At 50.2% G+C, this 24,933-nt stretch carries 17 protein-coding genes and 1 pseudogene; 5 read left to right on the top strand and 13 right to left on the bottom strand.

Features of this window, described 5'->3' with window-relative positions; genetic code table 11:
- Positions 1-103: 103 nt before the first annotated feature.
- Together DBZ16_RS04330 and DBZ16_RS15675 are read right to left on the bottom strand one after the other, a co-directional pair.
- Positions 104-718, bottom strand: a complete 615-nt coding sequence (locus tag DBZ16_RS04330) for a 4'-phosphopantetheinyl transferase family protein (protein ID WP_107813049.1) — start codon at positions 716-718, stop codon at positions 104-106.
- 153 nt (positions 719-871) lie between these two features.
- On the bottom strand, positions 872-1,390 hold the full coding sequence (locus DBZ16_RS15675) for a hypothetical protein (protein WP_205836771.1): 519 nt from the start codon (positions 1,388-1,390) through the stop codon (positions 872-874).
- Between the two features lie 263 nt (positions 1,391-1,653).
- Between DBZ16_RS15675 and surE the strand changes: the two genes are divergently transcribed.
- From surE to DBZ16_RS04350, 3 genes are all read left to right on the top strand, one after another.
- On the top strand, positions 1,654-2,415 hold the full coding sequence (gene surE, locus DBZ16_RS04340) for a 5'/3'-nucleotidase SurE (protein WP_107813051.1): 762 nt from the start codon (positions 1,654-1,656) through the stop codon (positions 2,413-2,415).
- A 226-nt stretch (positions 2,416-2,641) separates the two neighbouring features.
- Positions 2,642-3,550, top strand: coding sequence for a peptidoglycan DD-metalloendopeptidase family protein (locus DBZ16_RS04345; RefSeq protein WP_107813052.1), 909 nt, complete (start codon positions 2,642-2,644; stop codon positions 3,548-3,550).
- Positions 3,551-3,764: 214 nt separating this feature from the next.
- Positions 3,765-4,103: a hypothetical protein gene (locus DBZ16_RS04350; RefSeq protein WP_107813053.1), complete on the top strand. Its 339-nt coding sequence runs from the start codon at positions 3,765-3,767 to the stop codon at positions 4,101-4,103.
- A gap of 211 nt (positions 4,104-4,314) precedes the next feature.
- On the opposite strand, the gene pnp is transcribed toward DBZ16_RS04350, so the two are convergent.
- Together pnp and ppsR are read right to left on the bottom strand one after the other, a co-directional pair.
- Complete coding sequence (gene pnp, locus DBZ16_RS04355; protein ID WP_107813054.1) at positions 4,315-6,435, bottom strand: polyribonucleotide nucleotidyltransferase; 2,121 nt, start codon at positions 6,433-6,435, stop codon at positions 4,315-4,317.
- A 252-nt stretch (positions 6,436-6,687) separates the two neighbouring features.
- Positions 6,688-7,509, bottom strand: coding sequence for a posphoenolpyruvate synthetase regulatory kinase/phosphorylase PpsR (gene ppsR, locus DBZ16_RS04360; RefSeq protein ID WP_003742140.1), 822 nt, complete (start codon positions 7,507-7,509; stop codon positions 6,688-6,690).
- Positions 7,510-7,927: 418 nt separating this feature from the next.
- On the opposite strand from ppsR, the gene ppsA reads away from it, so the two are divergent.
- The gene (gene ppsA / locus DBZ16_RS04365; protein WP_107813055.1) at positions 7,928-10,312 is read left to right on the top strand and encodes a phosphoenolpyruvate synthase; all 2,385 of its coding nucleotides are present in this window, start codon (positions 7,928-7,930) and stop codon (positions 10,310-10,312) included.
- 86 nt (positions 10,313-10,398) lie between these two features.
- Here the strand turns inward: ppsA and DBZ16_RS15680 are convergent.
- The 7 genes and pseudogenes from DBZ16_RS15680 to pepN form a co-directional block, all read right to left on the bottom strand.
- A pseudogene (locus DBZ16_RS15680) lies at positions 10,399-10,508 on the bottom strand (IS5/IS1182 family transposase); the annotation flags it as partial.
- 173 nt (positions 10,509-10,681) lie between these two features.
- A complete protein-coding gene (locus tag DBZ16_RS04370) occupies positions 10,682-11,947 on the bottom strand; it encodes a Glu/Leu/Phe/Val family dehydrogenase (RefSeq protein ID WP_070496712.1) in 1,266 nt (421 codons plus the stop codon).
- Between the two features lie 403 nt (positions 11,948-12,350).
- Positions 12,351-13,331 (bottom strand): PhoH family protein, encoded by a 981-nt coding sequence (locus tag DBZ16_RS04375; RefSeq protein WP_070635909.1) that lies wholly within the window; start codon positions 13,329-13,331, stop codon positions 12,351-12,353.
- Positions 13,332-13,400: 69 nt separating this feature from the next.
- Positions 13,401-15,074, bottom strand: coding sequence for an AMP-binding protein (locus tag DBZ16_RS04380; protein ID WP_107813056.1), 1,674 nt, complete (start codon positions 15,072-15,074; stop codon positions 13,401-13,403).
- 106 nt (positions 15,075-15,180) lie between these two features.
- Positions 15,181-16,284: a tRNA 2-thiouridine(34) synthase MnmA gene (gene mnmA, locus DBZ16_RS04385; protein WP_107813057.1), complete on the bottom strand. Its 1,104-nt coding sequence runs from the start codon at positions 16,282-16,284 to the stop codon at positions 15,181-15,183.
- Positions 16,285-16,634: 350 nt separating this feature from the next.
- The gene (locus tag DBZ16_RS04390; RefSeq protein WP_070514594.1) at positions 16,635-17,063 is read right to left on the bottom strand and encodes a hypothetical protein; all 429 of its coding nucleotides are present in this window, start codon (positions 17,061-17,063) and stop codon (positions 16,635-16,637) included.
- 149 nt (positions 17,064-17,212) lie between these two features.
- Complete coding sequence (gene pepN, locus DBZ16_RS04395; protein WP_107813116.1) at positions 17,213-19,816, bottom strand: aminopeptidase N; 2,604 nt, start codon at positions 19,814-19,816, stop codon at positions 17,213-17,215.
- A gap of 425 nt (positions 19,817-20,241) precedes the next feature.
- On the opposite strand from pepN, the gene DBZ16_RS04400 reads away from it, so the two are divergent.
- Positions 20,242-20,766 carry a hypothetical protein gene (locus tag DBZ16_RS04400; protein WP_107813058.1) on the top strand — a complete coding sequence of 175 codons (525 nt, stop codon included), beginning with the start codon at positions 20,242-20,244 and terminating at the stop codon, positions 20,764-20,766.
- A 272-nt stretch (positions 20,767-21,038) separates the two neighbouring features.
- Here the strand turns inward: DBZ16_RS04400 and DBZ16_RS04405 are convergent, their stop codons facing one another.
- Positions 21,039-23,204: a TonB-dependent siderophore receptor gene (locus tag DBZ16_RS04405; protein ID WP_107813059.1), complete on the bottom strand. Its 2,166-nt coding sequence runs from the start codon at positions 23,202-23,204 to the stop codon at positions 21,039-21,041.
- A gap of 321 nt (positions 23,205-23,525) precedes the next feature.
- Entirely contained in the window at positions 23,526-24,923 is a 1,398-nt protein-coding gene (locus tag DBZ16_RS04410; protein WP_107813060.1) for a hypothetical protein, read from the bottom strand.
- Positions 24,924-24,933: the final 10 nt, after the last annotated feature.

Genomic DNA, 24,933 nt, shown 5'->3' on the forward strand with positions numbered 1-24,933 from the left:
CTTTTGCCATGCGAAAGCAAAAGGCAAGGTTGAAAGCGTCGGATTATAACTGAAATCCAATTCTGCTACAAGCACACAATGCTTTCTGAAAAATATTCCATTTTCAGACGACCTCGATCTTCCCCCAATCATCCTTACCTATATCGCCATAACATTGCAGATGCAGTTCAACATTACTCCCCTGCCAAACACAGGTAACAGCGCATCCATTAGACAACAGAGCCGTCACCCCATGCCAATCCGAGCATCCGCATACCTGTATTTCCTTTTTTCCATCTATCTCAAATCGATAGCCAACCTTGCGCATATCCTCAGGAAAATTTAAATTTGCCGCCTTCAACAGCGCTTCTTTAATGCACCATAGCCGATAAAATTCTTCCCCATCCCAATCGACGGATGCCAAGTATTCCTGCTCCCTCTCGGTGCATACCCACTCTGCCAACGCCTGAAAATCTCGGGGACGGATTTTCTCAACGTCCACACCGGCGGACAGATTATTCGGCGTACACAACACCGCAGCAATGCCGTAACTATGACTGAGCGAAACGATTGGATGCTTTGCTTTTTGTTTTAGGGCGCGACTGACTTTCCAATCTATTCGTTCCGACAATCGTGGTGATTGGGCTATTCTCTGCCTATCATGCCGGCTTAAAGCGTCATCACAATAAGTTTCGGCAAGTAGCTCATCTCCAAGCAGGCAATACAGATGCTTCTTCATCAAACACCCAAACAAAATTTTCTAAAACCAAAACGAGCCGGCAGCATATACCCACCGGCTCATTTCAACACATTGCAAGCATTAAGTTGCCATTCAAATATAGACAGTTAGACCAAATTACAGCCAAACCATAATTTGGTCCTCACCTATTTTTTAATGCAAGCTTCCTTTCAAAACCACTCGACTGTTCCAAGTGGCAACATGGCACTCATACTCATCGCCGCCAACGGTTTTTTTGTCAAAGTAGCTGACTAAGTGTACTGATTTTGCGTTTTTTTCCAACGCCGTGCTTTGGAAACGCTTAACAGTGCTCAAGAAAGCACGTTGGCAGGACTCTTCCGGACTTTTACCGACCATATTGGCGATTTGACGGGATACCAAAGTTTTTTTACCTGTGCTGCCGTAAGAAACTTTAATATTAGGATTCAGAACAGATTTGGCTTCAGCGGAATTCAATGCAACACTTGCTTTACACATATAAATATCATTTTTTCCTTTGCCATTCACTTTACGCCCTTCACCTGCGCTACGGCATGCTCCTGACGCTTTAGCATGTTGCTCATGAGACGAAGCAGAGCCTGAAGCTCCGGCAGAAGATTGTGATTGGTTATTGGCACATGCAGAAATGGCCAATACTGAAGACAAGGCAATTAGATAAGAAAAACGGCGCATTTCAATTACTCCCGAAATTAGTTTGTAAACAAAGATTACGATTTGTTATTGTAATGCATTGCTGATTTTCTGATAAGAGATAAATCATCCCTCTTTTACAAAAAAACATCCATGTTACGCCACTTCAAATTTCACAAAGCAAGTTGCATAAAATTCCTCTTTCAGACGACCCCATAATCCTCAATACATATAAAATCATCTGAAAAATAGACAAACTTTATCTTCAGCCGTTAGACTTCCCAGATTATGTCACGGATGCACTTATGAATATCTTAATCTCTAACGATGACGGCTACTTGGCGCCCGGCATTGCCATTTTGGCACGCGTTGCAGCAGAATTTGCCAATGTCCGCGTAGTCGCACCCGAACGCGACCGCAGCGGAGTCAGCAATTCTTTAACGCTTGACCGTCCGCTGCAAATAAAAGAAGCCTCAAACGGCTTTTACTATGTCAGCGGAACGCCAACCGACTGTATCCATGTTGGACAACACGCCCTGCCCGATTTCAAACCCGATTTGGTCTTATCCGGAATAAACAATGGCGCCAACATGGGCGATGACACGCTCTACTCAGGTACAGTCGCCGCCGCAACCGAAGCCTACCTGATGGGCATTCCCGCCATCGCTTTTTCATTAAATGATTCACGGGGTCGTTATTGGGAAACTGCTGAAAAATCTGTTTGGATGTTATTAGAGTATTTGTTAAAAAACCCTCCTAAAGAACCTATTCTGTGGAATATCAACATCCCCGCAGTCATGCCTGAAGACATACAAGGCATTAAAATCACACGACTGGGTAGAAGACACCACGAACAAAGTATTGTCCCCATGCACAATCCGCGCGGAGAGCCGATTTATTGGATAGGACCGGTCGGAAACATTTCCGATCAGGAAGAAGGCACAGACTTTGGAGAATGCGAAGCAGGATTCATCACCATCACTCCCCTGCAAATCGACCTGACCGCCTACAACCAACTCCAAAGCGTCAACGAGTTTTGGCAAGGCATAAAAGCCCCAAATACATAAACCATTTCAGACGACCTGCCAGACAAAACAGGTCGTCTGAAATTAAACCTTACATAAAGAAGATAAAACAGTTCATACCTATTATCTGCAAGATTTTTAAACAGGCAAACCGGTCAAAATCAGGCACTTTAACAGTTGCTAACGGCTGCAATACTTGAGAACAGGGCGTATTTTTATTATGATATGTCCCAATAAAACAACAACCCGATATAAAGGTCATCCAATTATGTTGAAAAAAACCGCATTTTACGCAGGCTCGGCAGCCCTCGCACTCATCCTCAGCGCATGTGCCAGCCAACAACCTGCACCCGTCGTCGTAGGCAATTCCGGCAGCCATTCCAGCTCCGCAAATACAGCCTCCAACAATCCATATGGTGCAGCGCCTTACGAAAATAATGCGGTCAACAACGACGCCCCTTACACTCCTCCTGCTGCCAGCAGCTACCCTTCCGGTTCTACCGGCGGCTCTTACACGCCCTCTTACGCACCGGTAGACATCAATGCTGCAACGCACACCGTAGTCCGAGGCGATACCGTTTATAACATCTCCAAACGTTACCAAATTACGCAAGACAACCTCCGCGCATGGAATGGCTTGGCAGACAACACCATCAGCGTCGGACAAACCCTGCGCGTCAAACCAAACGGATACAGCGCTCCGACTGCAACCGCATCCGTTCCGACACCTCCTCCGACACAAACCGCCTCACCCAAACCGACTCCTGCACCGCTTAACACTCCGACCGTCTCCACAGGCGGCACCCGCACCGTCAGCGGCATCACATGGCAGCGTCCGACCGTCGGCAATGTTATCGGCAACTTCGGCGGCAGCAACAAAGGTGTAGATATCGGCGGCACAGCCGGTCAACCCGTCGTTGCGGCAGCTGACGGCAAAGTCGTCTATGCCGGCTCAGGCTTACGCGGTTACGGCAACCTGGTCATCATCCAACACAATTCATCTTACCTGAGCGCATACGGTCACAACCAACGCCTGCTGGTTAACGAAGGACAACAAGTCAAACGCGGTCAAACCATCGCAAACATGGGTAATACCGACGCCAGCCGCACACAACTGCATTTTGAAGTGCGCCAAAACGGCAAACCGGTCAACCCTGCAAACTACGTTGCATTCTAAAATCAATGCCATACAAAACCGCCCGATTGGGCGGTTTTATTTTTAAATACAAAAATCGACCCGCCCAATTCACAACAATATTGACTTATATTGAATTCCTCCCGTCAACACACTCGTACAATCAAACTTATTGCCGTCTCCCGTATTTTTCAGACGACCCTCAAGACACTTTCGTCTTTTGAAATCTTTCCCAAAGCTTTTTCAAGGAGTCATCATGCAACAATACACCCTAGATCCCAAAGCCTTGCTTGGAGGCATTATCCATAGCGATATCGACCAAGAAATTGTCCAACTCTCCCTGCAAAAGGACAATGAAATCCCCGATTATCAAGCCGATGCCATTATTCTCCTATTGGTTCTCAACGGCAGCGCACAAATCATTACTCAAATCGAAACACTCTCTACTGAAGGACTTCAAGTCGTCCGCCTTGAACCCAACGAAACACACAGCATACGCGCCCTAGAAGACCACACCAACATACTGGTCATCAAGCAGCTTACTTACACTTCCGGCCTTAATAAGAAACTGCGTTTCGGAAAATGTTGTCTGTAAAGAGGTCGTCTGAAAATCAAGAAAAATGGTTTTCAGACGACCTTTTCAGCATTCTCCCTGATTGCTGCTTAAAAGGAACGATAAATCAAAGTTCCGACACAAGACAACTCAACTTCATATTCCTACCCCTACTTTTTCATCCGCATTCAGTAAAAAAAGGTCGTCCGAAATTTTTCAGACGACCTTTCATCAATCAAACTTGAGTCAACGATTATTCAGGCGATTTTTCTTCGCGGGCAGGAGCTTCGACCAAAGCCTTGATAGACAGACGCACGCGACCGCGGTCATCCACTTCCAATGCTTTCACATTCACAACCTGACCAACTTGCAGATAGTCGCTGACGTTGCGTACGCGCTCGTGGGCGATTTGACTGATGTGTACCAAACCGTCTTTGCCCGGCATCACGCTGACGATGGCGCCGACGTTGTTGTCGAGGATTTTAACCACAGTACCTTCGTACACTTTACCCACTTCCACTTCGGCAGTGATTTCTTCGATGCGTTTTTTCGCAGCGTCGCCGGCTTCTTGAGTGGTTGCGGCAATAGTGATGGTGCCGTCTTCCGCGATGTTGATTTCAGTACCGGTTTCAGCAGTAATCGCGCGGATGGTTTCGCCACCCTTGCCGATAACGTCGCGGATTTTGTCTTGGTTGATTTTCATGGTGAACAGGCGCGGAGCATGGGCAGACAGCTCTTGCGGACCTGCTACGGCAGCTTTCATCTGTTCCAAGATGTGCAGACGCGCGTCTTTGGCTTGTGCCAGAGCAATCTGCATGATTTCTTTGGTAATACCTTGGATTTTGATGTCCATTTGCAGCGCGGTTACGCCCTCGGTCGTACCGGCAACTTTAAAGTCCATGTCGCCCAAGTGGTCCTCATCACCCAAGATGTCGGTCAACACGGCGAATTTGTTGTTGTCCAAAATCAGACCCATCGCGATACCGGCAACATGTGCTTTCAAAGGCACACCGGCAGACAGCAAGCTCAAGCAGCCGCCGCAAACGGAAGCCATAGAAGACGAACCGTTGGACTCTGTAATTTCGGAAACGACACGCATGGTGTAGCTGAATTCTTCAGGAGACGGCAATACGGCAACCAGTGCGCGTTTTGCCAAGCGACCATGTCCGATTTCACGACGTTTCGGCGCGCCGACGCGACCGACTTCGCCGGTAGAATATGGCGGGAAGTTGTAATGCAGCATGAAGCGGTCGGTGTATTCACCGGAAAGCGCGTCAATAATTTGCTCGTCGCGAGAAGTACCCAAAGTCGCTACGGCAAGGGCTTGGGTTTCGCCACGGGTAAACAGGGCTGAACCGTGTGTACGCGGCAGTACGCCGGTTTGGATATTCAGCGGACGGACGGTGCGGGTATCGCGACCGTCGATACGCGGCTGACCATCCAAAATTTGTGTACGGACAACATCGGCTTCCAAATGCTTGACAATACCTTTGATTTCATTGGCAGCCAGAGTATCGGTTTCTTCGGTAATCAGCGCGTCTTTCACTGCATTCCAAGCTTCGTCCAATTTAGCGGAACGCGCTTGTTTTTGACGGATTTTGAACGCTTCTTTAATGGCTTCGCCGGCAATTTCGCGCACTTTGGCAACCAATTCTTCATTGGTTTCAGGTGCTTTCCAATCCCATACTTCAGGGTTTACTTCGTCGGCGAACTCGTTGATGGCATTAATCGCCACCTGCATTTGGTCGTGACCGTAAACTACGGCACCGAGCATCACGTCTTCAGGCAGGATTTTGGCTTCGGATTCCACCATCAAAACGGCTTTGGATGTACCCGCAACCACCAAGTCCAGTTTGGATTTCGCCAATTCGGCTTTGGTCGGGTTCAGCACATACACACCGTTTACATAACCTACGCGTGCAGCACCAATCGGACCGGCAAACGGTACGCCGCTCAACACCAGCGCAGCGGACGCGCCGAGCATGGCAGGAATGTCGGAATCGATTTCAGGATCAACGGAAACCACCATCGCAACGATTTGGATGTCGTGGTAGAAACCTTCGGGGAACAGAGGACGGATAGGACGGTCGATCAGACGGCTGGTCAGGATTTCTTTTTCGCTTTGTTTGCCTTCGCGCTTAAAGAAACCGCCGGGGATTTTACCTGCGGCGTAAGTGCGCTCAAGGTAATCAACAGTCAGAGGGAAAAAGTCTTGACCTTCTTTGACTTCTTTGTTGGTGGTCACAGCAACCAAAACAACGGTATCGCCCATCGATACTTTAACAGCCGCTGCGGCTTGACGCGCGATTTCGCCGGTTTCCAAAGTAACGGTGTGATTGCCATATTGGAAGGTTTTAACGTGTTTATCGAACATTTCGTTCCTTTCAGAATGCCGCACGCTAAAACACTAATAATGCACACTAAAAGTGAGAATGTGCATAGTTAGGGTTTCAGGTGTGCGGTGGTTGGTAAAAACTATATTTTCAGACGACCTCAAACGGTCAATCTAAACGCGCATTATAATAGCAAATGTAAGTAAATCCAAGCATTCATGACAGCAAAAGGTCGTCTGAAACGCGCTTCCGTGTTTCAGACGACCTTTCATTAATCATCAATATCTTACCACTCAAAACCGGCGTTTCAATTTGCAGGCTTGAAGGATATGGACTGCAAGCTCCTCCACCGATTTATCCGTCGTATTGGTAAACGGAACGCCATGGCGTTTGAACATATTTTGCGCATCGGCAACTTCGCTTCGGCAGGTATCGATTTTGGAATAATTCGAATTCGGGCGGCGCTCATTGCGAATGGCTTGCAGGCGCTCGGGCTGAATGGTCAGACCGAACAGTTTGTCTTTATAAGGCTTAACCATGCGCGGTAAGTCGGTAGATTCCAAATCATCAGGAATTAGCGGATAGTTGGCGGCGCGGATACCGTATTGCAGGGCGAGGTAAAGACAGGTCGGCGTTTTACCGGAACGGGACACGCCCATCAAAATCACATCGGCTTCCTGCAGGTTTTTATCGCTGACACCGTCATCATGGTTAAGCGAGAAATTGACCGCCTCCATACGCGCATCGTAACGTTGGGTATTACCAATACTGTGGTGCCCTTGCGTAGCGGCGACCGCCTCAGTATTAAGTTCTTTCTCCAAAAGCCCAAGAAAAGTTTCGAAGAAATTGATATGGAAAGCATTCGACTTTTTAATCATTTCTCGGATTTCGTCATCAACGACGCTGACAAAGGCAATTGGGCGCAAACCGTTTTCTTCAGCATTACGGTTGACTTTTTCAACGACGGCACGCGCTTTTTCAGGCGTATCGATAAAGGGATAGGTGTGGCGTTTAAATTCGACGCTGCCAAACTGATTCAGCAGGGCCTCACCGATATTTTCAGCGGTCAAGCCGGTACGGTCGGAAATATAAAACACATGGCGCGGAGCGGTCATTCGGTTATCCTCTAAAATTTAAAATGTTTGCAGGCGGTCATCATAGCAGCTGCAACCCTCTAAATAAAGGGAATACATTCAAATTACACTCAACTACACCGCAATTAAACCACCCATCAAACGCATTTTTATTTTAATAATTTAATTATTTTAAAATTTTATACTCATATAAAACCTTTCCACCCCCTACCACTCAGTCATTAATCTATTTCAAACCTTATGTTTTACAAAGAAATAGATACTCGGAATATCAACTTTCTCATCGAATTTCATTTGACTACACGGCTGAAGACCGCAATTTTTCAGACGACCTACAAATAAATCGGGACAGAAAAAGCATGACAGCAGCCGTTTGAATCGCTTAAAATAACAAAGCGTATTCGTTTCTTTTTTAACATATCTTGGATTGGACACACAAATGGCTGACAACTACGTAATTTGGTTTGAAAACCTGCGTATGACTGATGTTGAAAGCGTGGGCGGCAAAAACGCCTCCCTAGGTGAAATGATCAGTCAGTTGACTGAAAAAGGCGTCCGCGTCCCCGGCGGTTTTGCCACTACCGCCGAAGCCTACCGCGCATTTTTGGCGCACAACGGACTGAGCGAGCGTATTTCCGCCGCACTGGCACAACTGGATGTGGAAGATGTCGCCGAACTGGCGCGCGTCGGTAAAGAAATCCGCCAATGGATTTTGGATACGCCCTTCCCCGAACAACTGGATGCTGAAATCGAAACAGCATGGAACAAAATGGTTGCAGACGCAGGCGGCGCGGATATTTCCGTTGCCGTCCGTTCTTCTGCAACCGCCGAAGACCTGCCCGACGCATCGTTTGCAGGTCAACAGGAAACCTTCCTGAATATCAACGGCTTGGAAAACGTCAAAGCAGCTATGCACCATGTATTCGCTTCTTTGTACAATGACCGTGCCATCTCTTACCGCGTACATAAAGGCTTCGAACACGACATCGTCGCCCTCTCCGCAGGCGTACAACGCATGGTGCGTTCCGACAGCGGCGCGTCCGGCGTCATGTTCACCCTCGACACCGAGTCCGGCTTCGACCAAGTCGTTTTCGTGACTTCATCTTACGGCCTGGGTGAAAACGTTGTACAAGGCGCGGTCAACCCCGACGAATTCTATGTATTCAAACCCACGCTGAAAGCAGGCAAACCTGCCATCCTGCGCAAAACCATGGGTTCGAAACAAATCAAAATGATCTTTACCGACAAAGCAGAAGCCGGTAAATCCGTGATGAACGTCGATGTTCCTGAAGAAGACCGCAACCGCTTCTCCATTACCGACGAAGAAATCACCGAGTTGGCACACTACGCGCTGACAATCGAAAAACACTATGGCCGCCCGATGGATATCGAATGGGGTCGTGACGGCTTGGATGGCAAACTCTACATCCTGCAAGCCCGTCCTGAAACCGTGAAATCCCAAGAAGAAGGCAGCCGCAACCTGCGCCGCTTCGACATCAACGGCGACAAAACTGTCTTGTGCGAAGGTCGTGCCATCGGTCAAAAAGTCGGTCAAGGCAAAGTCCGCTTAGTAAAAGACGCATCCGAAATGGATTCCGTTGAAGCAGGCGACGTACTCGTTACCGACATGACCGATCCGGATTGGGAACCGGTAATGAAACGTGCTTCCGCTATCGTAACCAACCGCGGCGGACGTACCTGCCACGCTGCCATCATCGCGCGCGAACTGGGTATTCCTGCCGTAGTCGGCTGCGGCGACGCAACCGAATTGCTGAGCAACGGTCAAGAAGTGACCGTATCTTGTGCCGAAGGCGATACCGGCTTTATCTACTCCGGTCTGTTGGACGTACAAATCACTGACGTTGCCTTGGACAATATGCCTAAAGCGCCTGTCAAAGTGATGATGAACGTCGGCAACCCCGAACTGGCATTCAGCTTCGCCAACCTGCCGAGCGAAGGCATCGGCTTGGCGCGCATGGAATTCATCATCAACCGCCAAATCGGTATCCACCCGAAAGCCTTGTTGGAATTTGACAAACAAGACGATGAATTAAAAGCGGAAATTACCCGCCGCATCGCCGGCTACGCCTCTCCAGTCGACTTCTACGTCGATAAAATCGCCGAAGGCGTGGCAACATTGGCTGCATCGGTTTACCCGCGTAAAACCATCGTCCGTATGTCCGACTTCAAATCCAACGAATACGCCAACTTGGTCGGCGGCAGCATTTACGAACCGCACGAAGAAAACCCGATGTTGGGCTTCCGCGGCGCGGCGCGTTATGTAGCCGACAATTTCAAAGACTGCTTCGCCCTCGAATGCAAAGCCTTGAAACGCGTTCGTGACGAAATGGGTCTGACCAACGTTGAAATCATGATTCCGTTCGTCCGCACTTTGGGCGAAGCCGAAGCCGTTGTTAAAGCCTTGAAAGAAAACGGTTTGGAGCGCGGTAAAAACGGTCTGCGCCTGATCATGATGTGCGAACTGCCGAGCAACGCGGTATTGGCGGAACAATTCCTGCAATACTTCGACGGCTTCTCCATCGGCTCAAACGACATGACCCAGCTGACCCTCGGCCTCGACCGCGACAGCGGCTTGGTGTCCGAATCGTTTGACGAACGCAACCCCGCCGTCAAAGTGATGCTGCATTTGGCAATCTCTGCCTGCCGCAAGCAAAACAAATACGTCGGCATCTGCGGTCAAGGTCCGTCAGACCATCCGGACTTCGCCAAATGGCTGGTTCAAGAAGGCATCGAAAGCGTTTCACTGAATCCGGATACCGTCATCGAAACTTGGCTGTATTTAGCTAATGAGTTGAATAAATAAGCTTTTTTAGCGATGCTAAAAATCCCCCGATTGGAAACATTCGGGGGATTTTATGTAATGAGTGCCCCATCCAGCACAACATTGAAGTATAGTGGATTAAATTTAAACCAGTACGGCGTTGCCTCGCCTTGCCGTACATTTGTACTGTCTGCGGCTTCGTCGCCTGGTCCTGATTTAAATTTAATCCACTATATTTCTCAAATCGTTCATCAAACCATACAGGGTCGTCTGAAACACATGATTTCAGGTTTTCAGACGACCCCTTAGATAAAACCTTTATCGTTGTTTAATGTCTCGATCAACAAAACCAAAAGGTCGTCTGAAAATTTTTCAGACGACCTTTTCTCATGTTACCGCTTCAAATCTGGATTAGTACCAACCGCGCAGCTTCATCGCTTTTTCAACACGGCGGATACTCATCATGTAAGACGCGGTACGCAGGTCCACGTCATACTCTTGCGCCAGATTCCAAATATCGCGGAACGCACGGCGCAGGACGACGGTTTCTTTTTCCTGAACTTCGTCAAATTCCCAATAATAGCCTTGCAGGTTTTGCACCCATTCGAAATAGGAAACGACCACGCCGCCGCAGTTCGCTAAAATATCGGGGACGACCAATACGCCGTTTTGACGCAGGATGGCGTCGGCTTCGGGCGTAGTCGGGCCGTTTGCGCCTTCGACGACGATTTTAGCGCGAACTTTGCCCGCGTTTTCGGAAGTCAGTTGGTTTTCCAGCGCGCAAGGGGCGAGTACGTCCACATCCAATGCCAAGAGTTCGGCGTTGCTGATTTCTTTGCCGTAGCCCGCTTCATTGGTAATGAAGCCTTTTTCTTGGAACTCTTTGAAGAGGGCTTCCATATCCAAGCCGTTTTCATTGTAAATGGCGACATCGACGGTCGAAACGGCAACGACTTTCGCACCGGATTGATGCGCGTAATAGCCAGTGTGGTAGCCCACATTGCCGAAGCCTTGAATGGCGTAGGTTGCGCCTTTAACGTCTTTGCCGAGTTTCTCCAAAGCTTGGACGGCGGCGAAGTTTACGCCGTAACCTGTCGCTTCGGTACGCGCCAAAGAGCCGCCGAATTCGACCGGTTTGCCGGTGAACACGCCCGGCGCGGATTTTTTAACAACGTTTTCGTAGGCATCAACCATCCACGACATGATTTTGCCGTTGGTGTTCACATCAGGTGCGGGAATATCGATTTTTTCGCCGATAAGCGGAGAAATAGCTTCAGAATAAGCGCGTGAAATACGTTCCAACTCGGCTTCTGAATAATCGCGCGGATCCAAAGTAATGCCGCCTTTGCCGCCGCCGTAAGGAATACCCGCAACGCAGCATTTGATGGTCATCCAAATCGACAGGGCTTTGACTTCGTCCAAATTCACATTGGGATGAAAACGCACGCCGCCTTTGTAAGGGCCGACGGCATTGTTGTGTTGCGAACGGTAGCCGGTGAAGGTTTTGACCGTGCCGTCGTCGAGTTTGACGGGGAAGCTGACTTCCAAAACACGTCTCGGATTTTTCAGGATTTCATAAACCGCGGGATCGGCATTGAGTCGGTCGCAGGCGGTTTTGACCTGTTTGCGGGCGATTTCGAAAGGATTAAGGGTTTCTTTTGCTGCGGATTGGGACATTGCTCTTCCTTCTCATGTCGGATTGAGGTTTAAAGACTTTGCAGCTGTAACTATAACCAATTTCCAAATGAAATGTAATAGCATGTAGTCGGTATTTTCAAAGTTGATTAATTTATATATGGATTTATTTTCAGACGACCTCTGAAACCTGCTTCTTTCGTTGCTTAATATTTTTGCCACAACCGATTGTTCAAATTGAAGCCTTTGTTTTTCAAAAACTCATCTAAAATTTTTCTTGATTGAATGTCAGGCTTGAAAGCAGCAATCCTTGCATACGATATTCGATAATATTGTTAACAATCTCCCAAAATTGATGACTTGAAACCATGACTTATCAAACATGGAAAAGGTCGTCTGAAAACCGGAAACATGGTTTTCAGACGACCTTTTTGGACTTCATCGTTTATCGTTCGGCAGCGCTGCTTCTTTCGGCTTGCTCTTCTGCCGCTTCATACGCTTCCACAATTTTCTGCACTAGCGGATGACGGACGACGTCTTCGCTAGTGAAGGTGTGGAAATAAAGCCCTTCCACGTCGCGCAGTTTTTCGCGGGCATCTTTCAGGCCAGATTTGATGTTGCGCGGGAGGTCGATTTGGCTGATGTCGCCGGTAATGACGGCTTTTGCGCCGAAGCCGATACGGGTCAGGAACATTTTCATTTGCTCGGGCGTGGTGTTTTGCGCTTCGTCCAGAATCACATACGCGCCGTTGAGCGTGCGGCCGCGCATGTAGGCGAGCGGGGCGATTTCGATCAAGCCTTTTTCCATCAGTTTAGTCACGCGGTCGAAGCCCATCAGATCGTAGAGCGCGTCGTAGAGCGGACGCAGGTAGGGGTCGACTTTTTGCGCCAAATCGCCAGGCAGAAAGCCGAGTTTTTCGCCTGCTTCGACGGCGGGGCGGACGAGGACGATGCGTTCGATTTGGTGTTTTTCCATGGCATCGACGGCGGCGGCGACGGCGAGATAGGTTTTACCCGTACCGGCGGGCCCCAGCCCGAAGACAACGTCGTGGTTCAACAGCGCGCGGATGTAGCCGTTTTGGCGCGGGGTGCGTCCGCCTATGCTGCCGCGTTTGGTGCGGAAATAATATTGTTGGTCGTGGTGTTTTTCTTCGTGTTTGTCGTCGGCGGTTTTGGCTTCGACGGCGGCGAGACGGATGGCGTTGTCGTCCAAATCGCCTTGTTCAGCGGCTTCGGCGAGCGCGAGCAAGGCACGGCGGCCGGCGTGAGCGAGTTCGCCCATGAAGGTGAAATGTTCGAAGCGGCGGCTGATTTGGATATCGAGGGCTTTGCCCAAGGCTTCGAGGTTGCCGTCGAGCGCGCCGCAGAGGCGTTGGAGGACGGTGTTGTCGATGTCTTCGAATTGAAGATGGACGGTATGGGTCATGTGCTGGTTTCCATGATGATTAAAGGTCGTCTGAAAGGTGCGGGATGCTTTTCAGACGACCTTTCGGTGTTATTTGTTTTGCGCTTGTTCGCGAAGTTCGCGTCGCAGGATTTTGCCGACGTTGGACTTGGGCAACTCGTCGCGGAACTCGATGTCTTTCGGCACTTTATAAGCCGTCAGCTCGGAGCGGCAGAATGCGATGAGTTCTTCTTTGGTCAGGCTCGGGTCTTTTTTGACGACGAAGACTTTGAGTGCTTCGCCTGTTTTTTCGTTGGGCACGCCGATACAGGCGACTTCCATGACTTTATCGTTGTGCGACACGACTTCTTCGATTTCGTTCGGATAAACGTTGAAACCGGAAACGACGATGAGGTCTTTTTTGCGGTCAACCAGTTTCAACCAGCCTTTTTCGTCCATGACGGCGATGTCGCCGGTTTCCAAAAAGCCGCGCGCGTCTATGGTTTTGGCGGTTTCTTCGGGGCGGTTCCAATAGCCTTGCATCACTTGCGGACCGCGCACCCAAAGTTCGCCCGGCTGTCCGATGCCGACTTCTTTGCCGTCCGCATCGCGCAATTCGACTTCGGTGGAGGGAACGGGTAATCCGATGCCGCCGCTGTATGCTTCGATATTGAGCGGGTTGCAGCACACGCCCGGGCTGGCTTCGGTCAAGCCGTAGGCTTCAACGATGGGCGTACCGGTAATTTTTTTCCATTTTTCTGCGACGGCTTTTTGAGTCGCCATACCGCCGCCCAAAGTCAGGCGCAGGTTGGAGAAATCGACGGTGGCAAAATCGGGTTGGTTGACCATGCCGTTAAACAAGGTGTTCACGCCGATGAAGACGCTGATGCTTTCTTTTTTAAGCTCGCCGATAAAGCCCTTCATATCGCGCGGGTTGGTAATCAGGATGATTTTGGAACCGGTATTGGCAAAAATCATCAGGTTTACCGTCAGGGCAAAGATGTGGTAAAGCGGCAGCGCGGCGATGACGGTTTCTTTGCCTTCGCGCAGTTGGAATTTAATCCATTCTTTCGCCTGAAGCATATTGGCGCAGATGTTGCCATGACTGAGAACGGCGCCTTTTGCCACGCCGGTCGTGCCGCCCGTGTATTGCAGCAGCGCAGTATCTTCGCGGGTCAGGGTAACGGGGCGGAACGTATGTGCCGCGCCTTCTTTCAGGGTCGTCTGAAAAGGGATGGCTCCGGAAATACGGTATTCAGGCACCATTTTTTTGATTTTACGCAGCACGAAATTCATCAGTGTGCCTTTGAAGAAACCGAACATTTCTCCGACAGAGGCGACGATGACGTGTTTGATTTGCGTGCGCGGCAGCACCAGCTCCAGCGTGTTGGCAAAATTTTCCAAAACAATGATGGTGGTCGCGCCGCTGTCTTTCAACTGATGCTCCAGCTCGCGCGGGGTGTAGAGCGGATTGGTGTTCACCGCCACCAGCCCCGCCTGCAGGATGCCGAAAAGTGCAATCGGGTATTGCAGCAGGTTGGGCAGCATAATCGCCACGCGCTCACCGCGCGGCAGCTTCAGGACGTTTTGCAGATAGGAGGCAAAGTCTTGCGCCAGCTTGCCGACTTCGGCATAAGTGAGCGTTTTGCCCATGTTTTGAAACGCGGGTTGGTGCGCGAATTTTTCAACGCTTTGACGGAATACGTCGCTGATGGAGCTGTATTGCGTGATGTCGATTTCGGCATTGACGCCTTGTTCATAGCTGTTGAGCCAGAGTTTTTCCATATAAATCAGTCTTGTTTCGTTGGTTTTATGGTTGTCTTGAGGTCGTCTGAAAAAGCAGGAGCAAACCTGCCGCAGTAGTTTTCAGACGACCTTTTGTGTTTTTTAATCAAGCGGTAATAATGACGGGTTTATCGGTGGACATGATAATGCCGCCGCCCAAGCAGACATCACCGTCGTACAGCACGGCGGATTGACCGGGCGTTACCGCCCATTGCGGTTCGTCGAACACCAGCTCGACCGTTTCATCATCGAGATAACGCAATTCGCAGGGCGCGTCTGCCATGCGGTAGCGGGTTTTGCAGGTGTAGCGCCCTTCTTTCGGGCGTTCGGGCAGCGTGAAACTCAAATCGTTCATAACGAGGCTGCGGGTATAGAGCAGCGGATGGTCATGACCTTGTACGACAATGAGTTCGTTTTTCGTCAAATCCTTCGCGGCAACAAACCAAGGCTCGCCCGCGCCGCCGATGCCCAATCCTTTGCGCTGTCCGAGCGTGTAAAACATCAGCCCGACGTGTTCGCCGACGGTTTTGCCTTCGGGCGTGACCATTTTGCCGTTGTTGGTCGGCAGGTATTTTTGCAAGAACTCGCGGAACGGACGTTCGCCGATGAAACAGATGCCGGTACTGTCTTTTTTGGCGGCAGTCGGCAAATTGAATTCGGCGGCAAGGCGGCGGACTTCAGGTTTTTCCAAATCGCCCAACGGAAAAATCGCGCGCTCGAGTTGGAAAGGTTTGAGGCGGTAGAGGAAATAGCTTTGGTCTTTGTTTTGATCCAAACCTTTGAGCAGGTAATGAGTGCCGTTGCGGACTTCTTTGCGCGCATAGTGTCCGGTGGCAATGGTATCCGCGCCCTGCTCTATAGCGTAGTCCAAAAAGCATTTGAACTTGATTTCGGCGTTGCACAACACATCCGGATTCGGCGTGCGTCCCGCGCTGTATTCTTTGAGGAAATAGGCGAATACGTTGTCTTTGTATTGGGCGGCAAAATTGACGATGTCGATGTCTATGCCGATGATGTCGGCGACGGCAATGGCATCGAATGAGTCTTGCTTGATGCTGCAATATTCGTCATTGTCGTCATCCTCCCAGTTTTGCATAAACACACCGCGCACTTGATAACCCTGCTGTTTGAGCAAGGCGGCAGTTACGGAGGAATCGACACCGCCGGAGAGCCCGACGATGATGTTTGAAGGTTGTTGAGTAATGTCCATGAAAGGGATATGGGTAGGAAACAGCGGTTTTTAAAGGCGGATTTTAGCACATTTTGATGAAGGGATAAGGAAGCCCACCCAAGAAGGCTGATGGGGCTTGAATGATGTTTTATTGTATAGTGGATTAACTTTAAACCAGTACGGCGTTGCCTCGCCTTAGCTCAAAGAGAACGATTCTCTAAGGTGCTGAAGCACCAAGTGAATCGGTTCCGTACTATTTGTACTGTCTGCGGCTTCGTCGCCTTGTCCTGATTTAAATTTAATCCACTATAAATTCAAGAAATTAAATGATATTTAATAGAAAAAAGCCGTCTGAAACCGCTATTATCGGTTTTCAGACGACCTTTTGTTTATTCGGATGCGCCGGCTGCTTTTTCTTTTTGTCGGGTGAACACATCACCCTTTCTGTAAGCATTGCGCTTTCCGTGCAAACTGTAATACTCGACAAGCTGTCCGTTTCTGCGCACGAAATATCCGCGGTCTTTTTCATATTTCGGACAATGCGTGTACCAAGAATCGTCGCCTTCGCTGCAATAGCTCAAATACAGTTTGCCGCGTTTGACATAGCCTTTTACCTTGCCGCTGCCGCCCGGGCCGTTCGAACGGCCTTCATTCCACTCTCCGGAAATAATGTATTTTGGTGATTGTTTAATATTAAAATATTTACCGTAGATACCATCTTCCAGCTCTTGCTCATACCCCCAATTTCCAGAAAAATCAGCGGCTAATGCTTGACCTGCAAACCATAATGCACACGCTGCAAGAATATATTTCTTCATTTTAGCCTCATTGTTCAATCAATAATAAACGTATGGCATTTTATGACGAAGCAGAATATGTGTCTATCACAAAAGGTCGTCTGAAATGACAGTTTCAGACGACCTTTTTTATCTCATTACAATAACTTGCATTATCGTTTCAGACAGCCTCAATCCAAAATCTTGCCGACGATTTCGCCTACGTCTTTCGACAATCCTTTCTGCGCCCGAATGCGCTGCAATTCTTGTTTCACCAAGTTTTTGCGGTGCGGCTCGAGCTTGTTGCAGAGGTTGAACGCCTGCACCAAACGGGCGGCGACCTGCGGGTTGAAGCGGTCGATTTCGATGACTTTGTCGGCGATGAAGCGGTAGCCGCTGCCGTCTTCTGCGTGAAAATGAGGGACGTTGCGGCTGAAGCTGCCGATGAGCGAGCGGGCTTTGTTGGGGTTTTCGAGGCTGAATTTCGGATGCTGCAAGGCGGTTTGAACCTGTTGCAGGGTGTCGCTGCGGCGGCTTAAGCCGACGAGGGCGAAATATTTGTCCATCACCAGCGCGTCGTCTGAAAACTTGTCGGCAAACTGCGCCAGCAGGCGGTTGCGCGTATCGCTTTCGTTGCCGTTGACGGCGGACAGGATGCCCCATTCGTGGGTCATGTTCTGTGCCATTTCGCCGTATTTCTCGGCAACGGTTTCGATGTGTGCGGGGTCGGCGCGCAGGACGAAGGAGCGGCAGACGTTGCGCAGCGTGCGCCAGCCGGCGGCTTCGGGACTGTATTCATAGCTTTGGTTTTCCTGCTTCGCCGCCTGACGGTTCAATTCGTGCCATTTCGGCAGGAAGTGGACGGCAAGCGTATCCAACAAGGCTTCGCGCGCCTGATGATAACGCAGCGGGTCGATGTTTTCTGCGCCGTCCCACAGCTCGGCTTCGAACGGCACACCCAAAAGCAGGGCTTTGAAGGCGTTGTCCAAGAGGTCGTCTGAAATGACTTTTTCGACGGCGGCAAGCAGTTTTTCATGTTTCGGTAACTCGACGCCGTCTGAAATCGCGGCGAGGTTGGCGGCGACGGCGCGGCGGTAGAGCGTTTGGGCGGCTTCCCAGCGCGTGAAGGCGTCGCTGTCGTGGGCAAGTAGGAGCAGCAGGTCGTCGTCGCTGTACGGATAGTTCAGGTGCACCGGCGCGCTGAAGCCGCGCAGCAGCGAGGGAACGACGGCTTCGGTTACACCTTCGAGCGCGAAGGTCTGTTCGGCTTCGGTCAGCAGCAACACGGCTTCGGTCGCGCGTTTGCCCTGATAATCAAATGCCACCGCTTCGCCGTTGCGGTTCAGCAGCCCGATTTTGACGGGAATCATCATCGGCTGTTTGTCCGCCATATCGGGCGTAGGCGGCACGGTTTGTTTAATGGTTAACTCGAAAATATTGTTTTTCAGATAACCTTCCGCTTCCAAAACGGGCGTGCCCGCCTGGCTGTACCACAAGGCGAATTGGTCGAGATTGATGCCGTTCGCATCCGCCATCGCCGCGCGGAAATCATCGCAGGTAACGGCCTGCCCGTCGTGGCGTTGGAAATAGAGCTTCATGCCTTTTTGGAAGCCCTCTTCGCCGAGCAAGGTGTGATACATCCGCACCACTTCCGCGCCTTTTTCATAAACGGTCATGGTGTAGAAATTGTTCATCTCCTCATAGCTGGCGGGGCGCACCGGATGCGCGGTCGGGCCTGCGTCTTCGGGGAACTGGTGCTGGCGCAGCAAGCGGATGTTTTCGATGCGGCGCACAGCGCGGCTGGCGCGGTCGCCGGAAAATTCTTGGTCTCGGAACACGGTCAGCCCTTCTTTCAGCGAAAGCTGGAACCAGTCGCGGCAGGTCACGCGGTTGCCCGTCCAGTTGTGGAAATATTCGTGTCCGACCACGGATTCGATGCCTTCGAAATCGGTATCGGTGGCGGTGCGGCTGTCGGCAAGGACGAACTTGGTGTTAAAAATGTTCAACCCCTTGTTTTCCATCGCGCCCATATTGAAATCACCCACGGCGACGACCATGAAAATATCCAAGTCGTATTCCAAACCGAAGCGCGTTTCGTCCCATTTCATCGCGTTTTTCAGCGATTCCACGGCAAAGCCGACCTTGGGCTTGTCCACTTCGGTGGTGTAAAACTCGATTTTGACGTTCCTGCCGCTCATGGTGGTGAAATAGTCTTCCGTTACTGCCAAATTGCCCGCGACCAAAGCAAACAGATAGCTCGGTTTGGCAAACGGGTCTTCCCATTTCACCCAATGGCGGTCGTCTGAAAACTCGCCGCCGTCGATTTTGTTGCCGTTGGAAAGCAAAACGGGATAGCGTTTTTTGTCCGCAACGATGGTGGTCGTGAACTTAGACATCACATCCGGACGGTCGATGTAAAATGTGATTTTGCGGAAGCCCTCCGGCTCGCACTGGGTAAACAGATTGCCGCCGGAAGCATACAGCCCCATCAGCGATTTGTTCTCCGCCGGCAGGATTTCGGTTTCCACTTCGACGGTGAAGCGTTCGGACGGCACGTCCGCAATCGTCAGCGTTTCGCCTTCCAACACATAATCCGCCGCCGCCCCGTTGATTTTGACGGACAAGAGTTTCGCCGAACCGTCCAACACCAGCGGCTCCCCCACCCTCTGCGGCTCGACCGTCAAACGGGATTTCACGACGGTTTGCGGTTCGGCAATGTCGAAATGCAGGTCGGTTTCGAGGATGCGGTAGGCAGGCGTTTGGTAATCTTTCAGATAATGGACGGTTTTGCTCATGGTTTTGCTTTCGGATATTCGGATAAGAAATAAATCAAAGAATTGGAAAGACGGGCAGTAGATCAGCTTGTATCGGACGGCATGAATTGCCTTGTCCGCTTGCTGTCATCCGCTAGTGGGTCGTCTGAAAATGCAATATTAACAAAATAACAAAGCTCGCACCCATCATCCCACAAAAATACCTTTTATCCAATATTTCATGCCACAAAGTCAGGTACGACCCCGTCTTTCGTTTACGCTGTTAGAATGCCCCCTTCGCCCCCGCACGGGTATAATCCGTTGCCATATCGGCAATAGCGGAATGACCGAAATTGCTTTAGGATTTCGGGCAGCCAACCGCCCTGTCCGCCAAGGCGCGGATGAACCTTTACCGGCATTCCCGTTCCAATCCGTCAGGTTTTGATTATCTTTGAGGTGTGATAAATATGTCTTCCAAACCTTTGCTCCTTTTGTGTTCCACATTGACTGCATTGTTATGCGCCTGCAGCGCCGGCAACGAAGCGGCAGAAGCCAGCGCATCTGGAGCTTCAAATGCGTCGGCAGCCGCAGCCTCCCAAGCCCCGGTACAAACCGCCGCTTCCGAGGCAGCATCAGCCTCCGCGCCTTCCGCCACACAAAATCTGACCGGTTTGGATCAGGCAAAATGGCAAACCTACCGCTGCAAAGACAACGGCAGCGTATCAGTCCGCTATTTCAAAACAGAGGACGGAGCCGCGGCGCAAGTACGCTTTAAAGGTGCCGAATTTGTCGCACCTTTCAGCCCCGAAATGAGCAACGAAGATTTGAACGCCTTTAGCGACGGTCAATACACTTGGACAATCGGCAACTTTACGGAAACCGATTTCTACAAGGAAGACGGCGGTTTTCTGGTTCATCATGAAGCCTCGGAAGAAACGCCTGACAACATGACGGACAACCTGCTGCTGCAAGAATGCGCCCCGTCCCAATAGCATTGCTGCTTTGGCAAAAGCCTACAACTATAGTGGATTAAATTTAAATCAGGACAAGGCGACGAAGCCGCAGACAGTACAAATAGTACGGAACCGATTCACTTGGTGCTTCAGCACCTTAGAGAATCGTTCTCTTTGAGCTAAGGCGAGGCAACGCCGTACTGGTTTAAAGTTAATCCACTATATCTCCTCGCAATACACGCCATACACACTAAAAGGTCGTCTGAAAACCTCAAATCGAGATTTTCAGACGACCTTTTCTTTTGCCTACTTTAGAAAGTGTGTTTCAACGTAGCAGTCAGGCTGCGCGGCGTGCCGTAAACGTGGATATCGGGCATGGTGCGGTAGCGTTTGTTGAACACGTTTTCAAAGTCCAAACCGATGCGGGTGGATTTTCCGATTTTGTAATGCGCGGTCAAGTCCAGCGTAGCGTATGGGCGTTGGGTCAATGCAGCGGCGGCAGCCGGATTGATATCAGCGGGATATTCGTCCAGCGTATGGCTGCGGCTTTGCCAGTTGACGTTTGCGCCCAAGTTCAAACGGTCGGTTACGTCGTATGCCGTGAAGAGTTTGAACAAATGAACGGGATAAGACGGATGCAGTTGCTTGCCTTCGCTGTCTTTGATTTTGGAACGCGCATAGGAAGCATTAAGCAGCCATCTGTCGCTCAAGCGTCCGCCGACGGCGAGTTCCCAGCCCTTGGTCGTCGTTTTATCAGCAGAGCGGTAGTATTCTTCGCCGTTTGGCAATCTACCCGCATAAACGCCCAAATGGTCGCGTTTGTTCATAAAGACGGACACAGAAGCATTCAGACGACCGTCAAACCATGAGCCTTTCAAACCGGTCTCGTAGGTTTTGCCGCGTTGCGGTTCGAGCGATGCGCCGTCTTTGGTCAGATAACGCACTTGCGGACGGAAGATGGTGGTGTAAGACGCATAGGCAGTTAAGTTTTCACCAATATCGAGGGTTGCACCCAGATAAGGAATGAAAACTTTTTGTTTGTGGCTGCTGTAAGCGAATTTGTTGCGGTTGGTGCTGTAACGGTACCGCCAATCCACAAAACGTGCACCACCAATCAGGGCGAATCGGTCAGTCAGTTTGAAACGGGTCGAGCCGTAAACCGACAGGTTTTTCATATTGGTAAAACCGTCGCGCAAATACGGCATATCGGGCTTTTCAATGTTGCCGTCAAATTGGCGCAAATCAGGAATAATCGATTCGCCTTCCTGATAGAAAGACAGGTTTTCTCGGTTGCCCTGATAGCTGATACCTGCATTAAATTCATGCGAACGACCCAACGCCGGATAGTCGCCGTCCAAAGTCAACGAGAAATCTTGATCGCGGTATTTGCTGCGGTCGCGGTCTGAAGTGAAAAGCGCAGAGTAATCGGGATTGATTTCGTATGTACCGGCAATGCCTGAAACGATGTCGCTTTTACCTGTCAGATAGCTGTAATCGCCCGTCAGCTTCCAGCCGTTGGCAAATTCATGGCTGAGAGAAGTGAATACTTCGGCACTGTCGTCTTTGCCGTATGCCCAGCGTGCGGACGAATTGTTGCGCGGTGAAGATTCAAACGGCTTGAATCCGTCGTTGCGGTTTCCTGCCACAGTCAGATAGCTGAAACGCGAACTGCCCTTATTGCGGAAACGATGCAGCTCCGTACCGACGCGCCATTGGGTTTGCGGCGTGAGATCGTAAGACAGAATGCCGTAGAAAGTGTGATTGTGACGCGATGTGTTCGGCAGGTAATCGCCGCCGTGGTCGCTGACCAAAATGGAGCGTCCGCGCAAGGTATTGTCTGCATTTAAAGGATGATTGGCATCAAGGACGAAGCGGTAGTGGTTCCAAGAACCGACTCCAGCTTCCACGCTGACGGCAGGTTTGGCAGTCGGTTTTTTGCGTTCCAAAGCAACCGTACCGCCCGGCTCGCCCATACCGCCGTTAGACAAGCCGCTTGCGCCGCGCACGACGACGACTTGTTCGTACAATGTGCTGTCCAAATTATTGGTACCGCGGCGGATGGCTTTACCGTCGTAAAGGAATTTGGGCGCACCGTCCACGGAAATGCTGTCAATCGCCTGACTGCGCGAAATAAACTGGCTGTGACCGGATACGTTGTTGCCCATTTTGCTGTGGAACACGCCCGGTGTTTGTTTCAACACGTCCTGCAAGGTATCCAAACCTTGGTCGTCCATTTGTTTTTCGGTAACGACGGACAAAGACTGCGGCGTTTCGCGCTGGGTCAGGCGGATGCCCGTAGCAGCGGAAGAAGCGGGAATGGTGTAATTGGAGGTCGTCTGTTTGCCGATGCCCTTTACTTGGACGGTAGGCAAATCAACCTGCTCAACCCCATCCCCTGCCCCGAAGGAATAGGCGGATAAAAGTGCCGCAGCAACGGCAACCGGCAAACGCGCCGGACGAAATTTAGATAATGGCATGGTGTCTCCTAGTTATTTAGCCATTCCGAATGGCGGCGGAGCTCAAAGCCTCCTTACGCAAATCGGCAGTAAATGGCTTTTTTGTGTCGCAAAATGAGAACTTCTATCAATTTTTCGTAATAAGATGAAATAAAGCGGTCGGAGTATATTGAACAGTCGAAAAAGAATCAAATAATTTACATCTTATCCGCTCCGTCATTTTCATCTGTATTGATTTCTGCCTTTCATTTTTTATCAAACAAATCCGACAGCCGCAAAAAAGGTCGTCTGAAAAGTTTCAGACGACCTTGGATTAGCTATTTGAAAGACAAATCTGTTGAATCAATTTTCCAAATTCAATTTAAGTGGCAGCGGTAAGGAATTTTGCTGATAGGTTTCAAAATCCAAAACCTTCTGTTCTTCGTTCCAGCGCAATTCACGGGAAGGGCTGGAATGTTTTGCTAAAACGCTTTCTAAAGCAACGCGGCGTTTACCGGCGGGCAGACGGTATAGCTCTAAAGCGGCTTGGAATGCGCGTTGCCGCATGGCGGTATCTTGCAGGCGATGGACGTAATCAAAATCAGGAACCATAATTGCCGCCTGCAAGCAACCTATACTGTTGTCGATACATGCCCATTTATGTTCAAAATTATCCAGTTTCGATTTCTGCACCGATGGCATTTTCCTATCAGCATCTAGAGCAACTTTGGTTTCTGGCTTGCAGAAGTGAGCAAAATGCGGGGCATAAAGCGCTTGCGTGTGTGCCGAATCAAGATTAGGTCGGATTAGAGGGATCGTCGATCTGATATCTTCCGTCCCCATGCCTGAATCGATCAACGCTCGCAACTGATCTTGCATGAGATCAAATGGTCCATTTTCTCTTTTGCGTGTGAAATTTCCCATCATTTGAAACTCACTGCTTATTGCAGAACAGGTACTTTGTTCGTTCGCCGTCAATGTTTCAAACATTCCATCGCATTCGCTCGGCAGGCGGTTTGCCCATTCGGGCTTTTCGTACAGCATTTGCGCAGCAAGGTCAGTATTCCTGCGGATGGCTTCGGTACCCGTCTCAACGTAAATCATACCCAGTGCATTATGTAGCATGTTCCGACCGATTTTGATATTGCGGCAAACGCGCTGCCATGCTTCACGTTCCTTTCCTGCCGCCCAATCGATGGCTGCGGCTTTGCTGCCATATGCCGCCACCCATGAAAATTTTGAAAACGGGACAGCAAGCGAATCATCGTCACTCGACCATTCTTTGGGAACAAAGATATCGTAGTTGGCAAGTTCATCCATATTCGCCAATAGCTCGGCATTTTGTTCCACTTCGGCTTTGAATTTCGGCAAGTCGGCGCGTATGGCATTCAGGCACTCCGCCATCCGTTCGCTACATCCCGATGATTCGTTATAGAGAGCCAAATCCGCAATCCGCCTACCCTGCAATTCCTGATTTTGCTTGAGGGTATCTTGGTGATATCTGATGTCGCTCCCGAAACGCTTCATCAAATCGGCACGTTCGGCATCATCTTTTGTGCGGAACTCCAGCAACCACAAGGCATCTATGCCGTTTTTCAAAGATGGTGACGGGGTGGGCTGAATGGAGAGCAGTACCAAATCCGCTTGCGCGGCTTGGATTTCACGCTGCTTCAAATAATAGGGAACGATGTAGAGGACGACCGCTACAACGAGCAGCAGAATGACCATCATCCAAAGCAAGTATTTCCATAAACGTTTCATGATGCTCTTC

The sequence above is a fragment of the Neisseria sicca genome (assembly GCF_003044565.1).
In the GTDB taxonomy this organism is placed as follows: domain Bacteria; phylum Pseudomonadota; class Gammaproteobacteria; order Burkholderiales; family Neisseriaceae; genus Neisseria; species Neisseria sicca_A.